The following is a 16,833-nucleotide window of genomic DNA, read 5'->3' as shown; positions in this document are numbered from 1 at the left end:
TTTATCCAGCGTTTTTTGCGCCCGACTATCCATGATCAGCACTGAACTCAAAACCACGATCCAGGGCGCCTATTCGCGTTTTCTCGAAGCCAAGAGCTTGAAACCGCGCTACGGCCAACGCCTGATGATCGCCGAAGTGGCAAAAGTCCTCGGGGATATCGACACCGACGACGAAGGCCGCCGCGAGGGTGAGCCTGCGGTAGTGGCCGTCGAGGCCGGTACCGGTACCGGCAAGACCGTGGCCTACAGCCTGGCCGCGATTCCCACGGCCAAGGCTGCTGGCAAGCGCCTGGTGATCGCCACCGCTACCGTCGCGCTGCAAGAGCAGATTGTCTACAAAGACTTGCCCGACCTGATGCGCAACAGCGGCTTGAGCTTTACCTTCGCCCTGGCCAAGGGCCGTGGCCGCTATATGTGCCTGTCCAAGCTCGACGTATTGCTGCAGGAAGGCCACGCCCAAACCGCCACCGCCTCCTTGTTCGAAGAAGAAGGTTTCAAGATCGAGGTGGATGAGGCCAGCCAGAAGCTGTTTACCAGCATGATCGAGAAGCTGGCCGGCAACAAATGGGACGGCGACCGCGACAGTTGGCCCACCGCCCTGGAAGATTCAGACTGGGCGCGCCTGACCACCGACCACAGCCAATGCACCAACCGCCATTGCCCCAACTTCGGCCAGTGCGCCTTCTACAAGGCGCGCGAAGGCATGGGCAAGGTAGATGTCATCGTCACCAACCACGACATGGTATTGGCTGACCTGGCCCTGGGTGGCGGTGCGGTACTGCCCGACCCACGCGACACCCTCTATGTGTTCGACGAAGGCCACCACCTGCCAGACAAGGCCATTGGCCATTTCGCCCATTACACCCGCTTGCGCTCCACGGCCGACTGGCTGGAAACCACTGCCAAGAACCTCACCAAGTTACTCGCCCAGCACCCGTTGCCCGGCGACCTGGGCAAGTTGATCGAGCAAGTGCCGGAGCTGGCGCGCGAGATCAAGACCCAGCAGCAGTTCATGTTCAGCGCCTGCGAGCAGGTTGCGGACTTCAAGCCGGGTGAAGACGTCGAGGGCCGAGAGCGCCCGCGCCACCGTTTTGTCGGCGGGATGATTCCCGAGCACATGCGCGAAATGGGCATTGAGCTGAAGAAAGGCTTTTCACGCCTGACCGACCTGTTCACCCGCCTGACGGACTTGCTCAAGGAAGGCATGGATGGCGAGGTCAATATCGGCATCGCCAGCAACCAGGCCGAAGAGTGGTATCCCTTGTTCGGCAGTTTGCTGTCTCGTTCCCAAGGCAATTGGGAGCTGTGGACCGCCTTTACCGTCGAAGACCCGGAAGACAACCCGCCCATGGCCCGTTGGCTGACGTTGTCGGAAAGCGGTGCGCTGTTCGATATCGAGGTCAACGCCAGTCCGATCCTCGCCGCTGAAATGCTGCGCCGCAACCTGTGGAACGTCGCCTATGGCTGCCTGGTAACCTCGGCCACGCTGACGGCCCTGGGCACCTTTGACCGCTTCCGCATGCGTGCCGGCCTGCCGAAAAAGGCCGTCACCGCCGTGGTGCCCAGCCCGTTTCATCACGCTGACGCCGGCGTGCTGCGGGTGCCAGACCTCAAGGCCGACCCACGGGATGCGGCAGCGCACACGGCGGCGATCATTCGTGATCTGCCGTCGTTGGTGGAAGGCTCCCGCGGCACCCTGGTGCTGTTCTCGTCGCGCAAACAGATGCAGGACGTGTTCGACGGCCTCGACCGCGACTGGCGCAAGCAGGTGTTTATCCAGGGCAACCTGTCCAAGCAGGAAACCCTGAACAAGCACAAGGCGCGGGTCGACGGTGGGGATTCCAGCGTGTTGTTCGGCCTGGCCAGCTTTGCCGAAGGCGTGGACTTGCCCGGTGCCTACTGCGAACATGTGGTGATCGCCAAAATCCCGTTCTCGGTGCCGGATGACCCGGTCGAGGCCGCACTGGCCGAATGGATCGAAGCCCGGGGCGGCAACCCGTTCATGGAAATCTCGGTGCCGGATGCTTCACTGAAGCTGGTGCAGGCCTGCGGGCGTCTGCTGCGTACCGAAGAAGACCGCGGCACCATCACCTTGCTCGACCGTCGCCTGGTTACCCAGCGCTATGGCAAGGCGATCCTCAATGCATTGCCGCCGTTCAGGCGCGAAATTTCTTAAGCCACCGTGGGCGGATTCGCCCACTCTGTGGTCTATCTCATCACTATCATCAGGCCAGTCACCGGCCGTTTGGGAGAACCTTGTTCGTATGATTCGCACGCTGCCCGCTCTTTTTGCCCTGCTGTTCGCTGCGCCGTTGATGGCGGCGCCCGAGGGGCAACAAACGCTGTTCAACTTCGTCCGGCCGGCCGATGTGGTCAAGGTGGCGACCCAGGACGCCAGCCTGCCGCAATACAATGCCGAACAAACGCCCGAAGGCGAGGTGCTGCGCCGCATCACCTTCAACCCAGCGGCCGAGCCGAGCCTGGTGCTCAGCCCGCAGGCGGGGACGTGGGACTGGTCGCAATCGAGCGCCATGAGCCTGCGTATCCAGAGCGCGATGAACTGGGCGCTGACCCTTTACGTCAAGGTGCAGAGCGCCGACGGCAAGATGCTCGTCAGCCGCATCGACCTGCCTGCCGGCCCGGCCCAGACGCTGCTCGTCCCGCTGCAAGCCAACTCACCGCTGAGCCAGGGCATGAAGGCCGGCCCGCCGATGCCGATGACTGTGGATGGCCAACGGGTATTGCTGGCCGCCAGCGCCGGGGAAATCGACCGCAGCCAGATCGTCTCGGTGACCCTGTCTATGCTCAAGCCCAATGCCGCTCAAAGTATCCTGCTCGAGCGCTTTGGCGTGCAGGACAGCGAGCCGGTATTGAAGGCTGCCTACACTGAACTGGTGGATGCCTATGGCCAATCCAACCGCGCACGCTGGCCGGAGAAGGTCAGCAGCGACGAGCAACTCAAGGCATCGGCCGCCAAGGAACAACAGCAGCTCAAGACCTGGCTGGCCGAGCGGGACAAGTCCTCCCTGGATCAATACGGTGGCTGGAAGAAGGGCCCGGCCTTCGACGCCAGCGGTTTTTTCCGCACCCAGAAGCGCGACGGCCGCTGGTACCTGGTGACGCCGCAGGGGCATCCGTTCTACTCGCTGGGGGTGAACACCGTGGCGCCGGACAACAGCCAGACCTACGTGGCGGGGCGCGAGTGGATGTTCGCGGCGCTGCCCAAGGCCGGCGAACCCTTTGACAAGTACTACGGCAGCGACGACAGCCGCACCGGCAACGGCGCCGGTGAAGGCCGCGGTTTTGGCTCCGGGCGTTGGTACGATTTCTATGGGGCCAACTTGCAGCGCACTTACGGCGGTGACGCGTTGGACCAGCCACGCTGGGTGACCCATACCCTCGATCGCCTGCAAGCCTGGGGCTTCAACACCGTCGGCAACTGGAGCGATCCGGACCTGGCCACTGCCGACCGCGTGCCGTACACCTTGCCGCTGTCGATTGTCGGTGACTATGCCAGCATCAGCACCGGCACCGACTGGTGGGGCGGCATGCCCGATCCGTTCGACCCGCGCTTTGCCATGGCCACCGAGCGCGCAGTAGCTATTGCCGCACGCGATCACCGTGACGATCCTTGGCTGATCGGTTTCTTTGCCGACAACGAACTGGCCTGGGCCGGTCCTGGCGAGGATGCAAAATCCCGCTACGCCCTGGCGTACGGCACCCTGCGCATGACCACCGACGTGCCGGCCAAGCGCGCCTTCCTCAAGCAACTGCGCGATAAATACCGCAATGAAGAGGGCCTTTCCAAAGCCTGGGGTATTCAACTGGCTGGTTGGGAACTGATGGAAGACCCAGGCTTCGAGCCGCCGATGCCCAGCCCTGAACACCCGGAAATCGAAGCCGACTTCAAATATTTCCAGAAGACCTTCGCCGATGCTTACTTCAAGACCATTTCCGACTCGCTGAAGTGGCACGCGCCCAACCAGCTGTTGCTGGGCGGCCGTTTTGCGGTGAGCACGCCCGAGGCCGTCGCTTCGTGCGCGCAGTATTGCGACGTGCTGAGCTTCAACATGTACACCCTGAAACCCCAGGACGGTTATGACTTCGCCGCGCTGCGTGCGCTGGACAAACCGGTACTGATCACCGAATTCAACTTTGGCTCCGCCGACCGCGGCCCGTTCTGGGGCGGCGTGACGCAACTGGCCCGCGAAGAAGAGCGCGGCGCGGCGTACTCCACCTTCCTCAAGCAGGCGGTGGCCGAGCCGTCGATTGTCGGGGTGCATTGGTTTCAATACCTGGACCAGCCGGTAACCGGGCGTCTGCTGGATGGTGAAAACGGCCATTTCGGCCTGGTCGGCATCACCGATGTACCCTTCCAGGGCTTTGTCGAGACGGTGCGCAAGAGCAACCTGGCCGCGCTCGACCAGTTGGGCCGTGAGGCGCAAAAAGCCAAGGCCACCCAAGCGATGCGTGAAAGTGAAGCCGGCAAGCCGGGGCGCGACGGCAAAGGCGCGGGGCAGGGGGCTGGGCATGCCGGTGGACACGCTGGAAATGGTCATTGATTCATCGTTGACGGGTTCACAAAACCTACAATGGCTGAAAGAATGGCGACCACTTTTCATGGTGTTTTCCGAGGGGACTTAGGTGCAGATTCAGGGTCATTACGAGCTGCAGTTCGAAGCGGTGCGCGAAGCCTTCGCCGCCCTGTTCGATGATCCTCAGGAGCGTGGTGCCGGGCTGTGCATCCAGATCGGCGGGCAAACCGTCGTCGACCTGTGGGCCGGTACTGCCGACAAGGACGGTGCCGAGGCCTGGCACAGCGATACCATCGTCAACCTGTTCTCCTGCACCAAGACCTTTACGGCAGTGACTGCCCTGCAACTGGTGGCCGAAGGCAAGCTCAAGCTTGATGCGCCGGTGGCCGAGTACTGGCCGGAGTTTGCCGCTGCTGGCAAGGACGCGATCACGCTGCGCCAGTTGCTCTGCCACCAGGCCGGGCTGCCCGCCATCCGCGAAATGCTGCCTACCGAAGCGTTGTACGACTGGCAATTGATGGTCGATACCTTGGCGGCCGAGGCCCCGTGGTGGACACCGGGCCAGGGCCACGGCTATGAGGCGATCACCTACGGTTGGCTGGTTGGCGAACTGTTGCGCCGCGCCGACGGGCGCGGGCCGGGGGAGTCGATCGTGGCGCGGGTGGCACGCCCATTGGGGCTGGACTTCCATGTAGGCCTGGCGGATGAAGAGTTTTATCGCGTCGCTCATATAGCGCGCAGCAAAGGCACTATGGGGGATGAAGCCGCGCAACGGTTACTTCAAGTAATGATGCGCGAGCCGGCGGCGATGACTACCCGTGCATTTGCCAATCCACCGTCTATTCTGACCAGCACTAATAAGCCCGAATGGCGACGCATGCAGCAGCCTGCGGCGAATGGCCACGGTAATGCGCGCAGCCTGGCCGGGTTTTATAGTGGTTTGTTGGACGGTAGTTTGCTGGAAAGCGACATGCTCGAACAATTGACCCGCGAGCACAGTATCGGGCTGGATAAAACCTTATTGACCCAAACCCGCTTCGGCCTGGGCTGCATGTTGGATCAACCGCAGTTGCCCAATGCCACGTTCGGCCTCGGGCCACGTGCATTCGGGCATCCCGGGGCAGGGGGCTCAGTCGGGTTTGCCGACCCTGAACATGATGTAGCCTTCGGTTTTGTGACTAATACCCTGGGGCCTTACGTACTTATGGACCCGCGGGCCCAGAAGTTGGTCGGAATATTGGCCGGTTGTCTATAAACCCCTTGCTGTTTCACAATTTTTTGTTACAAAGGCAAGTATAAAAAAGATGCTGAACGACATGTTGTAACTTGAATGTTCTTTTAGCGTCTGTTTAACGGGTCCTGCGACCCTCTGGTTTTTTCTCATTTTGTGGATATCTCATGTTATCGAACAAGTCTTTGGCACTGGCGCTGTGCCTCACTATTACGGGTTGTGCACAAACTCCACAAAATGATGCCGAAGGTGGGCATTGGTGGTCATTTGGATCTGACAAAGCGGCGACCAAGGATCCAGTGGCCCAGACCGACGCCAAGCCGGATGCCAAGCCGGCCGCCGGTGCCAAGCCTGTTGAGCCTGTCACCGCTGCTGCCGCTGCCCCGGCTGCCAAAGCCGACACCGGTTACAGCTGGTGGCCGTTTTCCACCAAGAGTGCCGAAGACAAAGCCGCCGACGCCAAGGCTGACCTGAAAGCCGACCTCAAGGCGGCAACCCCGGCCTCGGACGCGGCACCTGTCGTCGCCAAGACCGACAGCGAGCCGCGCTGGTGGTGGCCGTTCGAAAGCAAGCCAAAGCCATTGGCCAAGGTCGATGTGACCAATGTACCAATGCCTGACCCGAAGATCACCCAAGCTTGGCTGGACGAATACGAACCACGCCTGCGTGCGGCCATCAAGGACAGCAACCTGCAACTGGAGCGCCGTGACAACACCCTGGTGGTGATTGCCCCGGTAGACGGTTCCTACAACCCGAAGCGTCCGGCCATGTTGCTGCCTGTGACCCTGGGCCCGTTCACGCGGGTGGCCAAGGCCGTTGAAGCTGACCCGAAGACCGCCGTACTGGTGCTGGGCCACGTTGATGCCACGGGCAGCGCCCCCGCCAGCCAGGCGTTGAGCAAGGAACGCGCGCAGTCCATTGCCTCGATTTTCAGCCTGAGTGGTCTGAAACAGGATCGCTTGATGCTGCGTGGCATGGGCGACCTTATGCCGCGTGCCGCCAACGACAGCAATCAGGGGCGTGCGCTGAACCGTCGCATGGAAATCATGTTCACTCAGCGTACAACGATGTTGGCACTGCTGAGCAAGTACAACTCCGGCAAGACCCCGCCCGTAGCCGAAATGGTCGCAGTGCAGAATGTGCCTGCGCCAGCACCGGCGGCCAAAGCGCCTGCCAAAAAGGCCACGGCCAAGAAAGCGGCGGCCAAGCCAGCGGCTAAAAAGGCTGCGGCCAAGCCGGCTGCGAAGAAACCTGCCACGGCAAAAGCCAAGGCGGCACCCGCTTCGAACGATCAGGCGAAGAATTGAGCTGTTGAACCACAAGGATAAAGCCGCATGACCCAGGCACTGGCCGATATGCGCCGTGACTACACACGGGACGGTTTGAGCGAGGCCCAGGCCCCGGACGAGCCGTTTGCGTTGTTCCACCAATGGTTTGCTGATGCGGTGAAAACCGAACAGCCGCCAGTGGAGGCCAATGCCATGACGCTGGCGACAGTGGATCAGGACGGCCGCCCGCACTGCCGCATCCTGCTGCTCAAGGGCCTGGATGCACAGGGCTTTACCTTCTTCACCAACTATCAGAGCGCCAAGGGTGAACAACTCGCGGCGCGGCCGTTTGCGGCCATGACCTTCTTCTGGCCCACCCTGGAGCGCCAGGTACGCATTGAAGGGCGCGTGGCCAAGGTCACGCCTGAAGAGTCGGATGCTTATTATCAGGTGCGCCCGTTGGGCAGTCGCCTGGGTGCCTGGGCCTCTCCGCAGAGCAAAGTCATTCGTGATCGCCAAGAGCTGCAGGCGCTGCTCAAGGCCACTGAAGAGCGTTTCAGCGATACCCAGCCCGATTGCCCCGAGCATTGGGGAGGGTACCGTTTACTGCCTGAGCGCATCGAGTTCTGGCAAGGCCGCGCCAGCCGCCTGCATGATCGCCTCAACTACCGCCTGCAAGACGGCCAATGGTGCCGCGAGCGCCTGGCGCCCTGAGCGTCACCTTTCGTCATCCCACCTGAATCAACACCGTTGCGTCGAAGTCTCTGTTCAAGAGACTTCGGACGGTTTCGGCTGTGCGGCTACACTGATCGAGCCGGTTATGGCATCGTTCCGTACCCTGGCTTGGTTACCGTTCGTCGAGTTCTCTGGTGCTGGCAGTCTGTACTCAGGCTGAATGAAAGCAAGTTTCTGCCTGGTGCGCCGTGACACGCGCCAAGCCACAGCGTTTAATGAATACCTGTCCTTTGGAGTTGATGCTATGCGTAAGTCCGTTTTACTAGTTGCCTGCTTTACCACCCTGTCGTTGCTGTTGGGTGGCTGCGCCTCGAGTCTGACCGGCGACTCGTACTCTCGTGATGAGGCGCGTCGTGTACAGACCGTTCGCATGGGCACCATCGAATCCCTGCGTCCGGTGAAAATCGAAGGGACCAAGACCCCAATCGGCGGCGCCGCGGGCGCAGTCATCGGCGGCGTTGGCGGCAGCGCCATCGGTGGCGGCCGTGGCAGCATCGTGACTGCTGTGATCGGCGCAGTTGCGGGCGGCCTGCTGGGCTCGGCCACCGAAGAAGGCCTGACCCGTACCCAGGGCGTGGAAATCACCGTGCGCGAAGACGACGGCAGCATGCGTGCCTACGTACAAGCCGTGCAGGAAAATGAAATCTTCCGCATTGGCGACCGCGTACGCATCATGACCGTCGACGGTACCAGCCGCGTTACTCGCTAAGCCTTGAGCTACAGGCGAAGAAAAACCCCCAACCGGGTGACCGGTTGGGGGTTTTGTTTGTAGGAGCGAGCAAGCTCGCTCCTACAACTGACTGACTTCAATCATGCACCGACGGCTTTCTTGCGACTTGCCATCGCCGTCATCGCATACCCGATGAAGGCCGCCAGGATCGACCCGGTCAGAATCCCCATGCGATCTTCACCGGCAAACTCACTGGCGCCCGGCACAAACGCCAGGGAGCCGACAAACAGGCTCATGGTGAAGCCGATCCCGCACAGGATCGCCACGCCCAGTACCTGGCCCCAATTGGCGCCGCTGGGCAGTGAGGCGATGCCGGTCTTGATCGCCAGCCAGGTGAGGCCGAACACACCGACTGTCTTGCCGATCAACAGGCCCGCGGCGATGCCCATGGGCACGGAGTGGGTGAAGCTCTCCAGGCTGACACCGGTGAGTGACACACCGGCATTGGCGAACGCGAACAGCGGCAGGATGGCGTAGGCCACCCAGGGGTGCAGGGCGTGTTCCAGGCTCAGCAGCGGTGAGGTTTCGGCATTCTTGGTGCGCAGTGGAATGCAGAACGCCAGGGTTACACCCGCCAAGGTCGCATGCACACCGCTCTTGAGCACGCACACCCACAGGATCAGGCCGATGATCATATACGGCCCCAGCTTGATCACGCCCAGGCGGTTCATCGCAATCAGCGCAATCAAGCAGGCTCCCGCGCCCGCCAGGGATGCCGTGGACAAGTCAGCGGAATAGAACAAGGCAATGACGATGATGGCGCCAAGGTCATCAATGATCGCCAGGGTCATCAGGAACAGCTTCAGCGACACCGGTACGCGCTTGCCCAGCAGGGCCAGAACGCCCAGCGCAAAGGCAATGTCGGTGGCCATGGGGATCGCCCAGCCGGCCAAGGCGGCCGGGTTGTCCTTGTTAAGCGCCCAGTAGATCAGCGCCGGCACCACCATGCCGCCGATGGCCGCTGCGCCAGGCAGCACCACTTGCGAAGGCTTGGACAGGTGACCATCGAGCAGCTCACGCTTGACCTCCAGGCCGATCAGCAGGAAAAACAGGGCCATCAGGCCATCGTTGATCCAAAGCAGCGCCGGCTTGGCGATTTTCAACGCGCCAACCTGAGCCACCACCGGCGTGTCGAGAAAGGCGTTGTACAGGTGCGACAACGGTGAGTTGTTGATAATCAGTGCCAAAGCGGCAGCGGCGATCAACAACAGACCACTGGCGGCTTCCAACTGGAAGAAACGGGTAAAAGTGCTACGCAGAGGCAAGGGATGCTCTCCAATCCAGGTTCAATAGGTGGGTACCCTAACCCGTACCGTTAGTTGTTAAAACAAAAGTTATATTCTTATTTGTTATAAGGGGTTGGCCGGAACATCGGTGGGTTAAAGACTAGCAATTGTGTGTCCAATTGCGTCGTCACTGTATCTGTGTGAAGCGTGGGAAACATCCTAAGATCACCGCTGAGAACCTTTAGAGAAACCACCATGAGCGACCACCGTACCTGGGCCCGCGAAGCCATTCGTATCATTGAAGCGGACTTCCAGCGGAGCGCCGATACCCACCTGATCCCGCTGCCATTACCGGGTTTGCCAGGCATCGAATTGTACTTCAAGGATGAGTCCAGCCACCCCACCGGCAGCCTGAAACACCGGCTGGCGCGCTCGCTGTTCCTGTATGCGCTGTGCAATGGCTGGCTCAAGCCGGGCGCCCCCGTTATTGAAGCGTCCAGCGGCTCCACCGCGATCTCTGAAGCCTACTTCGCGCGCTTGCTCGGCTTGCCGTTTATTGCCGTCATGCCCGCTACCACGTCCCAAGAAAAGATCGCCCAGATTGCCTTCTATGGTGGCAAGAGCCATCTGGTCCAGGATCCGACGCAGATCTACGCCGAATCCGAACGCCTGGCCCAGGAAAGCGGTGGTCACTTCATGGACCAGTTCACTTACGCCGAGCGTGCCACCGACTGGCGGGCGAACAACAACATCGCTGAATCGATCTTCCAGCAGATGCGCTTTGAACAGCACCCGGAGCCGAGTTGGTTGATTTCCAGCCCTGGCACCGGCGGCACCACCGCGACCCTGGGCCGTTATGTGCGTTATCGCCAGCATTGCACGCGGGTGTTGTGTGCCGATGCCGAACGCTCGGTGTTCTTCGACTTCTACCAGAGTGGTGACGCCAGCCTGCGCCTGGACTGTGGCTCGCGGATTGAAGGGATTGGTCGCCCACGGGTGGAAGCATCGTTTCTGCCGGCGGTGATTGACGCCATGGTCAAGGTACCGGATGCATTGTCCCTGGCGGCCATGCATTACCTGGCGCAGCGTTTGGGGCGGCGGGTTGGCGGTTCCAGCGGGACCAACCTGATCGGTGCGCTGATGGCGGCGCAACAGATGAAAGCGGCGGGGGAGTCGGGGTCGATCGTCGCGATCTTGTGCGATGGTGGTGAGCGCTATGCCACGACCTATTACGATCAAGCGTGGCTGGCGGGGCAGGGCTATGAGCTGGAAGGGTTGATCGCGGCGGTTGCGGCGAGTGTCGAGCGCGGTGAGGCGCTACCCGCTAACATCCTGCGCGCTAATATCTGACACGCCACTATCCAACTGTGTGCGGGTTTGCCCGCGAAAGCTGAGTGTCAGTCACTGAATTTTTAACTGCCCCACCGCTATCGCAGGCAAGCCAGCTCCCACATTGATCGTGTATTGCCCACAGGATCAACGCCCGGCACAGATCCCCTGTGGGAGCGGGCTTGCCCGCGAAAGCTGAGTGTCAGTCACTGAATTTTTAACTGCACCACCGCTATCGCAGGCAAGCCAGCTCCCACACTGGTCGTGTATTGCCCACAGGATCAACGCCCGGCACAGATCCCCTGTGGGAGCGGGCTTGCCCGCGAAAGCGGAGTGTCAGTCACTGAATTTTTAACTGCACCACCGCTATCGCAGGCAAGCTAGCTCCCACATTGGTCGTGTATTGCCCACAGGATCAACGCCCGGCACAGATCCCCTGTGGGAGCGGGCTTGCCCGCGAAAGCGGAGTGTCAGTCACTGAATTTTTAACTGCACCACCGCTTTCGCAGGCAAGCCAGCTCCCACACGGGATTTATGCCGGCCTTCAGCGTGCTTTAGGCCTCGATGCCGAGCATATCCCGCGCCAACGCTTCGGCGATCCGAATCCCATCGACACCCGCCGACAGAATCCCACCGGCGTACCCCGCGCCTTCTCCGGCCGGGAACAAGCCTTTGACGTTCAGGCTCTGCATCGACTCGTTGCGGGTAATGCGCAGTGGTGACGAGGTGCGGGTCTCGATGCCGGTCAGCACCGCATCGTGCAGCGAGTAGCCTTTGATCTGCTTCTCGAACGCCGGCAAGGCTTCGCGGATGGCTTCGATGGCGAAGTCCGGCAGGGCCAGGGCCAGGTCGCCCAACGACACGCCGGGTTTGTAGGACGGCTCCACACTGCCCAGCGCGGTGGAGGGTTTGCCGGCGATGAAGTCACCTACCAGTTGCGCGGGGGCCTCGTAGTTGCTGCCGCCGAGGATGTAGGCGTGGGACTCCAGGCGTTCCTGCAACTCGATACCGGCCAGCGGGCCACCCGGGTAATCCACCTCGGGGGTAATGCCTACCACGATGCCAGAGTTGGCATTGCGCTCGTTACGCGAGTATTGGCTCATGCCGTTGGTCACGACGCGATGGGGCTCCGAGGTCGCAGCCACGACGGTGCCGCCCGGGCACATGCAGAAGCTGTAGACCGAACGGCCGTTCTTGGCGTGGTGCACCAGCTTGTAGTCCGCAGCACCCAGCTTCGGGTGGCCGGCGTATTTACCCAGGCGTGCGGCGTCGATCAGCGACTGTGGGTGTTCGATACGGAAACCCACCGAGAACGGCTTGGCTTCCATGTACACGCCACGGTCGTGGAGCATGCGGAAGGTGTCACGGGCGCTGTGGCCCAGGGCAAGAATCACGTGCTTGGAGAGGATCTGATCGCCGCCATCGATGACCACGCCGTTCAACTGGCCGTCTTCGATCAACACGTCGGTGACCCGCTGCTCGAAGCGCACTTCACCGCCCAGGGCGATGATCTGCTCGCGCATGTTTTCCACCACGCCGGTCAGGCGGAAGGTACCGATGTGCGGCTTGCTGACGTAGAGGATTTCTTCCGGCGCGCCGGCCTTGACGAACTCGTGCAGCACTTTGCGACCGTGGAATTTCGGATCCTTGATCTGGCTGTACAGCTTGCCGTCGGAGAAGGTGCCTGCGCCGCCTTCACCGAATTGCACGTTGGACTCGGGGTTGAGCACGCTTTTGCGCCACAGGCCCCAGGTGTCCTTGGTGCGTTGGCGCACTTCCTTGCCGCGCTCGAGGATGATCGGCTTGAAGCCCATCTGTGCCAGCAGCAGCCCGGCGAAGATCCCGCAGGGACCGAAGCCCACCACGATTGGCCGCTCAGCCAGGCCTTCCGGCGCCTGGCCCACCACCTTGTAGCTGACATCCGGTGCCGGGTTGACGTTGCGGTCGTCGGCAAACTTGAGCAGCAGGGCGGCTTCACCCTTCACGTTCAGGTCGACGGTATAGATGAAGCACAGCTCAGAGGTCTTTTTACGCGCATCGTAGCTGCGCTTGAACAGGGTGAAATCGAGCAGGTCATCACTGGCGATGCCCAGGCGCTGCACGATGGCAGTGCGCAGGTCTTCTTCGGGATGGTCGATGGGCAGCTTGAGTTCGGTGATTCGTAACATGACAGGATCCGGTAGGCGGCGGGCAAGGAGGCCGGCTGTTTTGCAAACCGGCGATTATAAGCCCCAATGGCAAGTTTCCGTCAGGTTAAAACAGCACAGGGCCTAATCAGTCGTCCCGCGAGCCGCCGAATGCTGCGCAACCACGCTGCACCTGGCCGTTCACGCGCAACTCGGCGCTCATGTGTTGCAGGCTGCCGCTCACACTGTCGACGCAGCGCTGGGGCGCCACCCACAGTTCGATGTGCTGGTTGTTGGCTTCGGTCATCAGATTGAAGCGGCCGTCGCCCAGTTGTTCCTCGACGTACGGCACTGCCAAAGGTGGATGGCCTTCGCGTTCCAGCACCATACCCTTGGCCGTGACATTCATTGCCCAGGCGGGTTTATGGCCGTTGGCCCGCAGGATCATGCGCTTGAAATCCGGGTCGGAGCACGCTGAAGTCGAGCGTTCGACGCGATACAGCTGTTGCAGGTCCACTGAACCCTGGGTGCCGCTGGCGACCCCGGAAAACTTGCCGCGCAGGTCGGCAAACAGCTTGCCCTGCTGACCGGCCAGCGAGGCGGCTTCCTGCAGGACGCTGGTGCCGCCGGTGTCGTTGACCACGTAGCTACGCTGGCCGCCGCACGGCTGGAACAGCAGTTTGCCGTCCACCGCGGTCAACTCACCCTGCATACGGGTCAGCCCGACAGTCGATGGCTTGGCCGGCTCGCTTTCGAACAGTTGGCAGGCGGCGAATACAGGAAGCAAGGCAAACAGAACGAGGGTACGGGCGGCGCGCATTATCGGGTCTCCAGGCAAGTGCCGCCACGTTACGCAGGCTGGCCGTGCATCACAAGCCCGCTTGCCAGCTTCAGGCGTTTCTTACAGCACTCACCCTCACCCCACGATAAAGGTCTGACCAGTTTGTAGGCCCTCGACGCTTTTTGCGTAAGCCAGCGCCACATCGGCGGCGGGGGCAGGTTTGTAGCCACGGAAATAAGGGGCATAGCTGCCCATGGCTTCCAGCAGCACCGTCGGGCTGACCGAGTTGATACGCAGGCCGCGTGGCAATTCAATGGCCGCCGCTTTGACGAAGGCGTCCAATGCACCGTTGACCAAGGCCGCCGAAGCGCCGGTGCGGATCGGATCACGGTTCAGGATGCCGCTGGTGAAAGTGAATGAAGCGCCATCGTTGGCGTACTCACGGCCGATCAACAGCAGGTTGACCTGGCCCATCAGCTTGTCACGCAGGCCCAGTTCGAAATCGCTGTCGTGCATGTCTGCCAAGGGCACGAAGTTGACGCTGCCTGCCGCGCAGATCAGGGCGTCGAACTTGCCGGTCTGTTCGAACAGCGTGCGGATCGAGGCGCTATCGCTGATATCCACCTGGAAGTCACCGCTGGTGCGGCCGATGCTGATCACTTCGTGGCGCTGGGCCAGTTCCGCCTTGACCGCTGAACCGATGGTGCCGCTGGCACCGATCAATAGAATTTTCATCGTGCTGTTCCTCTGGGGCTGATTCCTTGCAGGAGCGAGCTTGCTCGCGAAAAACTCAAGGTCGCCGGCGTGTAGTCAGGCTTACCGCGTGATCGTTGACGTTCTTCGCGAGCAAGCTCGCTCCTACAGGGGTTGGGATTTGCGTTCAGTCTAATGTGGCTTTTTAACTGGATAAACGTGCTAATAGGCAACTTTTGGTTTTCAAATGGAAACAGTTCATGAGCGAAATGGATGACCTGGCGGCGTTCGCCGTGCTGATCGAAGCCGGCAGTTTCACCGTGGCGGCCGCACAATTGGGCTGCAGCAAAGGGCAGTTGTCCAAGCGCATCAGCCAGTTGGAAGCGCAGTTTGCCGTGGTTTTGCTGCACCGCACCACGCGCAAGCTGAGCCTTACTGCTGCCGGCGCGGCGTTGCTGCCCCAGGCACAAGCATTGGTGGTGCAGGTGGAACGCGCCCGGCAGGCATTGGCGCGGATCAAAGATGATTTGGCTGGCCCTGTGCGTATGACCGTTCCAGTGTCGTTGGGTGAAACCTTCTTCGATGGCTTGCTGCTGGAGTTCTCCAAGCAATACCCGCAGGTGCAGATCGAGCTGGAGCTCAATAACAGCTACCGAGACTTGGCACGGGATGGTTTTGACTTGGGGGTACGTTCGGGCGCCATCGAACATGAACGCTTGGTGGCTAAACCTTTGCTGGCCTGGCATGAGATGACCTGCGCCAGCCCGGCTTATCTGGAACAGCATGGCGAGCCGCAGACCCCAGCAGACCTGGCGGCGCACAGCTGTTTGCTCAACAGTCATTACAGCGGCCGCGAGGAATGGTTGTACCACCAGCAACACGAATTGCTGCGGGTAAAGGTGAGCGGCACCTTCGCCTCCAACCACTACAACCTGTTGAAAAAAGCCGCGTTGGTCGGCGCCGGTATTGCTCGCCTGCCGTCCTACGTTCTACCCACGGAGCTGGCTGACGGCCGATTGCGCTGGCTGCTGCGCGATTATCAGACACGCAGCATGCCGATGTACCTGGTGCATCCCTACCAGGGCGGTTTGCCTCGGCGTACCCAGGTGCTGGCCGACTACCTGGTGGACTGGTTCAAGCGCAGCGGCGAAGCGCTGGATCGGCTTCAGCGATAACGACGGGCAATCAGGTAGTCGATGGACAGGCAGCCCGGGCCTTTGGCAAGCAACAACAATAACAGCGCAAGCCAGGTGCCGTGAGTGGGGTAGGCGTCAGGGTAGACGAACAGCTGGATGGTCAAGGTCATGCCGATCAAGGCCAGGGCCGAGAAGCGCGTGGCGAACCCCAGCAGAATCAATACCGGGAAAAAGTGCTCGGCAAAGGTTGCCAGGTGCGCGGCCACCTCTGGCGACAGCAGAGGTAATTGGTATTCGCTGCGAAACAAAAAGAGCGTCGAGGCGGCGAGTTTGGGCTCACCCCATTGGAAGGTGCCGCTGATCAGGTCAATGGCAAAGCCTTCGACCTTGGTCTGGCCAGACTTCCAGAACACCGCCGCAATGGAGAAGCGCGCCATAAAGGCGATCAGGCTGTAGGGGATTTTTTCAAACAGTGCGACGGTTCGTTTTACCAGGCAGGGAGCGGGAAAGTTCATGGCGATACCTCTGGTTGCAGATGCAAATGGGTGATGGCGTCGTGGCTGATCAACAGCGTGAGACATAGGTGCAAATCGAATTCGTCGGAGGCTTGCAGGGCATCAGCTATGGCCATTTCCAGCCCTGCGCCTTGGTTGAGTCGGTTGATAAAGGTCACAGACCCGCGGTCGATGGCGAATACCTTGACTACCAACCCTTGGCGCAAGACCAGCGCGCCTTGGGCATGCCAGGGGTTCAAGCTGGTGATGGCCCCGTCGGCCTGGTGCGCCGCCCAAACCGATACCACCGCGTAGGAAGATTCCAACGTGGCAAGTGACGGATGCAGTCGTACACGCAGTTGCCCCAGTTGTGCGCAACCTTGCAGTTGCCGAAGTACGCAGTGCTGATCCAGAACCTGGCAATCCGCCGCGTGATAAGCGCGGACCCTCAAGCGTTCCAGCCGGGCGACATCGGCCAGGTAGGGCACGCTCCAGGCTGGTTCGAAACCCTGGATAAAGTCAGCGAACGTGCCGCCGTACTCACTGATC

14 protein-coding genes are annotated in these 16,833 nt (G+C 61.1%); 8 read left to right on the top strand and 6 right to left on the bottom strand.

Annotated features, from left to right (window positions below):
- The first annotated feature begins 31 nt into the window (after positions 1–31).
- The 6 genes from dinG (at position 32) to GIV35_RS14460 (ending at position 8,478) form a co-directional block, all read left to right on the top strand.
- Positions 32–2,176 (top strand): ATP-dependent DNA helicase DinG, encoded by a 2,145-nt coding sequence (gene dinG / locus GIV35_RS14485; protein WP_014717263.1) that lies wholly within the window; start codon positions 32–34, stop codon positions 2,174–2,176.
- Between the two features lie 88 nt (positions 2,177–2,264).
- Positions 2,265–4,562 carry a beta-galactosidase gene (locus tag GIV35_RS14480; RefSeq protein WP_223024456.1) on the top strand — a complete coding sequence of 766 codons (2,298 nt, stop codon included), beginning with the start codon at positions 2,265–2,267 and terminating at the stop codon, positions 4,560–4,562.
- A gap of 82 nt (positions 4,563–4,644) precedes the next feature.
- On the top strand, positions 4,645–5,790 hold the full coding sequence (locus tag GIV35_RS14475) for a serine hydrolase domain-containing protein (protein WP_060764380.1): 1,146 nt from the start codon (positions 4,645–4,647) through the stop codon (positions 5,788–5,790).
- 143 nt (positions 5,791–5,933) lie between these two features.
- Positions 5,934–7,073, top strand: a complete 1,140-nt coding sequence (locus GIV35_RS14470; RefSeq protein ID WP_223024455.1) for an OmpA family protein — start codon at positions 5,934–5,936, stop codon at positions 7,071–7,073.
- Between the two features lie 27 nt (positions 7,074–7,100).
- Positions 7,101–7,748 carry a pyridoxamine 5'-phosphate oxidase gene (gene pdxH, locus GIV35_RS14465; RefSeq protein WP_105226048.1) on the top strand — a complete coding sequence of 216 codons (648 nt, stop codon included), beginning with the start codon at positions 7,101–7,103 and terminating at the stop codon, positions 7,746–7,748.
- A gap of 265 nt (positions 7,749–8,013) precedes the next feature.
- Positions 8,014–8,478 (top strand): glycine zipper 2TM domain-containing protein, encoded by a 465-nt coding sequence (locus tag GIV35_RS14460; protein ID WP_003189251.1) that lies wholly within the window; start codon positions 8,014–8,016, stop codon positions 8,476–8,478.
- A gap of 101 nt (positions 8,479–8,579) precedes the next feature.
- On the opposite strand, the gene nhaA is transcribed toward GIV35_RS14460, so the two are convergent.
- Positions 8,580–9,764, bottom strand: coding sequence for a Na+/H+ antiporter NhaA (nhaA, locus tag GIV35_RS14455; protein WP_105226049.1), 1,185 nt, complete (start codon positions 9,762–9,764; stop codon positions 8,580–8,582).
- 216 nt (positions 9,765–9,980) lie between these two features.
- Between nhaA and GIV35_RS14450 the strand changes: the two genes are divergently transcribed.
- A complete protein-coding gene (locus tag GIV35_RS14450; RefSeq protein ID WP_236304393.1) occupies positions 9,981–11,075 on the top strand; it encodes a PLP-dependent cysteine synthase family protein in 1,095 nt (364 codons plus the stop codon).
- A 533-nt stretch (positions 11,076–11,608) separates the two neighbouring features.
- Here the strand turns inward: GIV35_RS14450 and GIV35_RS14445 are convergent.
- The 3 genes from GIV35_RS14445 to GIV35_RS14435 all read right to left on the bottom strand — a co-directional run bounded on the left by GIV35_RS14445 (position 11,609) and on the right by GIV35_RS14435 (position 14,696).
- Positions 11,609–13,222 carry an NAD(P)/FAD-dependent oxidoreductase gene (locus tag GIV35_RS14445; RefSeq protein WP_223024638.1) on the bottom strand — a complete coding sequence of 538 codons (1,614 nt, stop codon included), beginning with the start codon at positions 13,220–13,222 and terminating at the stop codon, positions 11,609–11,611.
- Between the two features lie 106 nt (positions 13,223–13,328).
- Positions 13,329–14,000: a COG3650 family protein gene (locus GIV35_RS14440; RefSeq protein WP_105226050.1), complete on the bottom strand. Its 672-nt coding sequence runs from the start codon at positions 13,998–14,000 to the stop codon at positions 13,329–13,331.
- A gap of 96 nt (positions 14,001–14,096) precedes the next feature.
- The gene (locus GIV35_RS14435; RefSeq protein ID WP_105226051.1) at positions 14,097–14,696 is read right to left on the bottom strand and encodes a short chain dehydrogenase; all 600 of its coding nucleotides are present in this window, start codon (positions 14,694–14,696) and stop codon (positions 14,097–14,099) included.
- A gap of 218 nt (positions 14,697–14,914) precedes the next feature.
- On the opposite strand from GIV35_RS14435, the gene GIV35_RS14430 reads away from it, so the two are divergent.
- Positions 14,915–15,829 (top strand): LysR family transcriptional regulator, encoded by a 915-nt coding sequence (locus GIV35_RS14430; protein ID WP_213153201.1) that lies wholly within the window; start codon positions 14,915–14,917, stop codon positions 15,827–15,829.
- Here GIV35_RS14430 and GIV35_RS14425 read toward each other — a convergent pair.
- Both GIV35_RS14425 and GIV35_RS14420 read right to left on the bottom strand, forming a co-directional pair.
- Positions 15,820–16,305, bottom strand: coding sequence for a DoxX family protein (locus GIV35_RS14425; protein WP_200648554.1), 486 nt, complete (start codon positions 16,303–16,305; stop codon positions 15,820–15,822). The genes GIV35_RS14430 and GIV35_RS14425 overlap by 10 nt on opposite strands.
- The coding region (locus tag GIV35_RS14420) for a DUF2063 domain-containing protein (RefSeq protein ID WP_236491410.1) at positions 16,302–16,833 on the bottom strand (532 nt) is incomplete at its 5' end. The genes GIV35_RS14425 and GIV35_RS14420, both read right to left, overlap by 4 nt.

The organism is Pseudomonas sp. PA-1-6B, assembly GCF_021609545.1.
Lineage (GTDB): Bacteria > Pseudomonadota > Gammaproteobacteria > Pseudomonadales > Pseudomonadaceae > Aquipseudomonas > Aquipseudomonas fluorescens_BV.
Note: the sequence above shows the minus strand (reverse complement) of the source record. Positions and strands in the feature narration are given on the sequence as shown.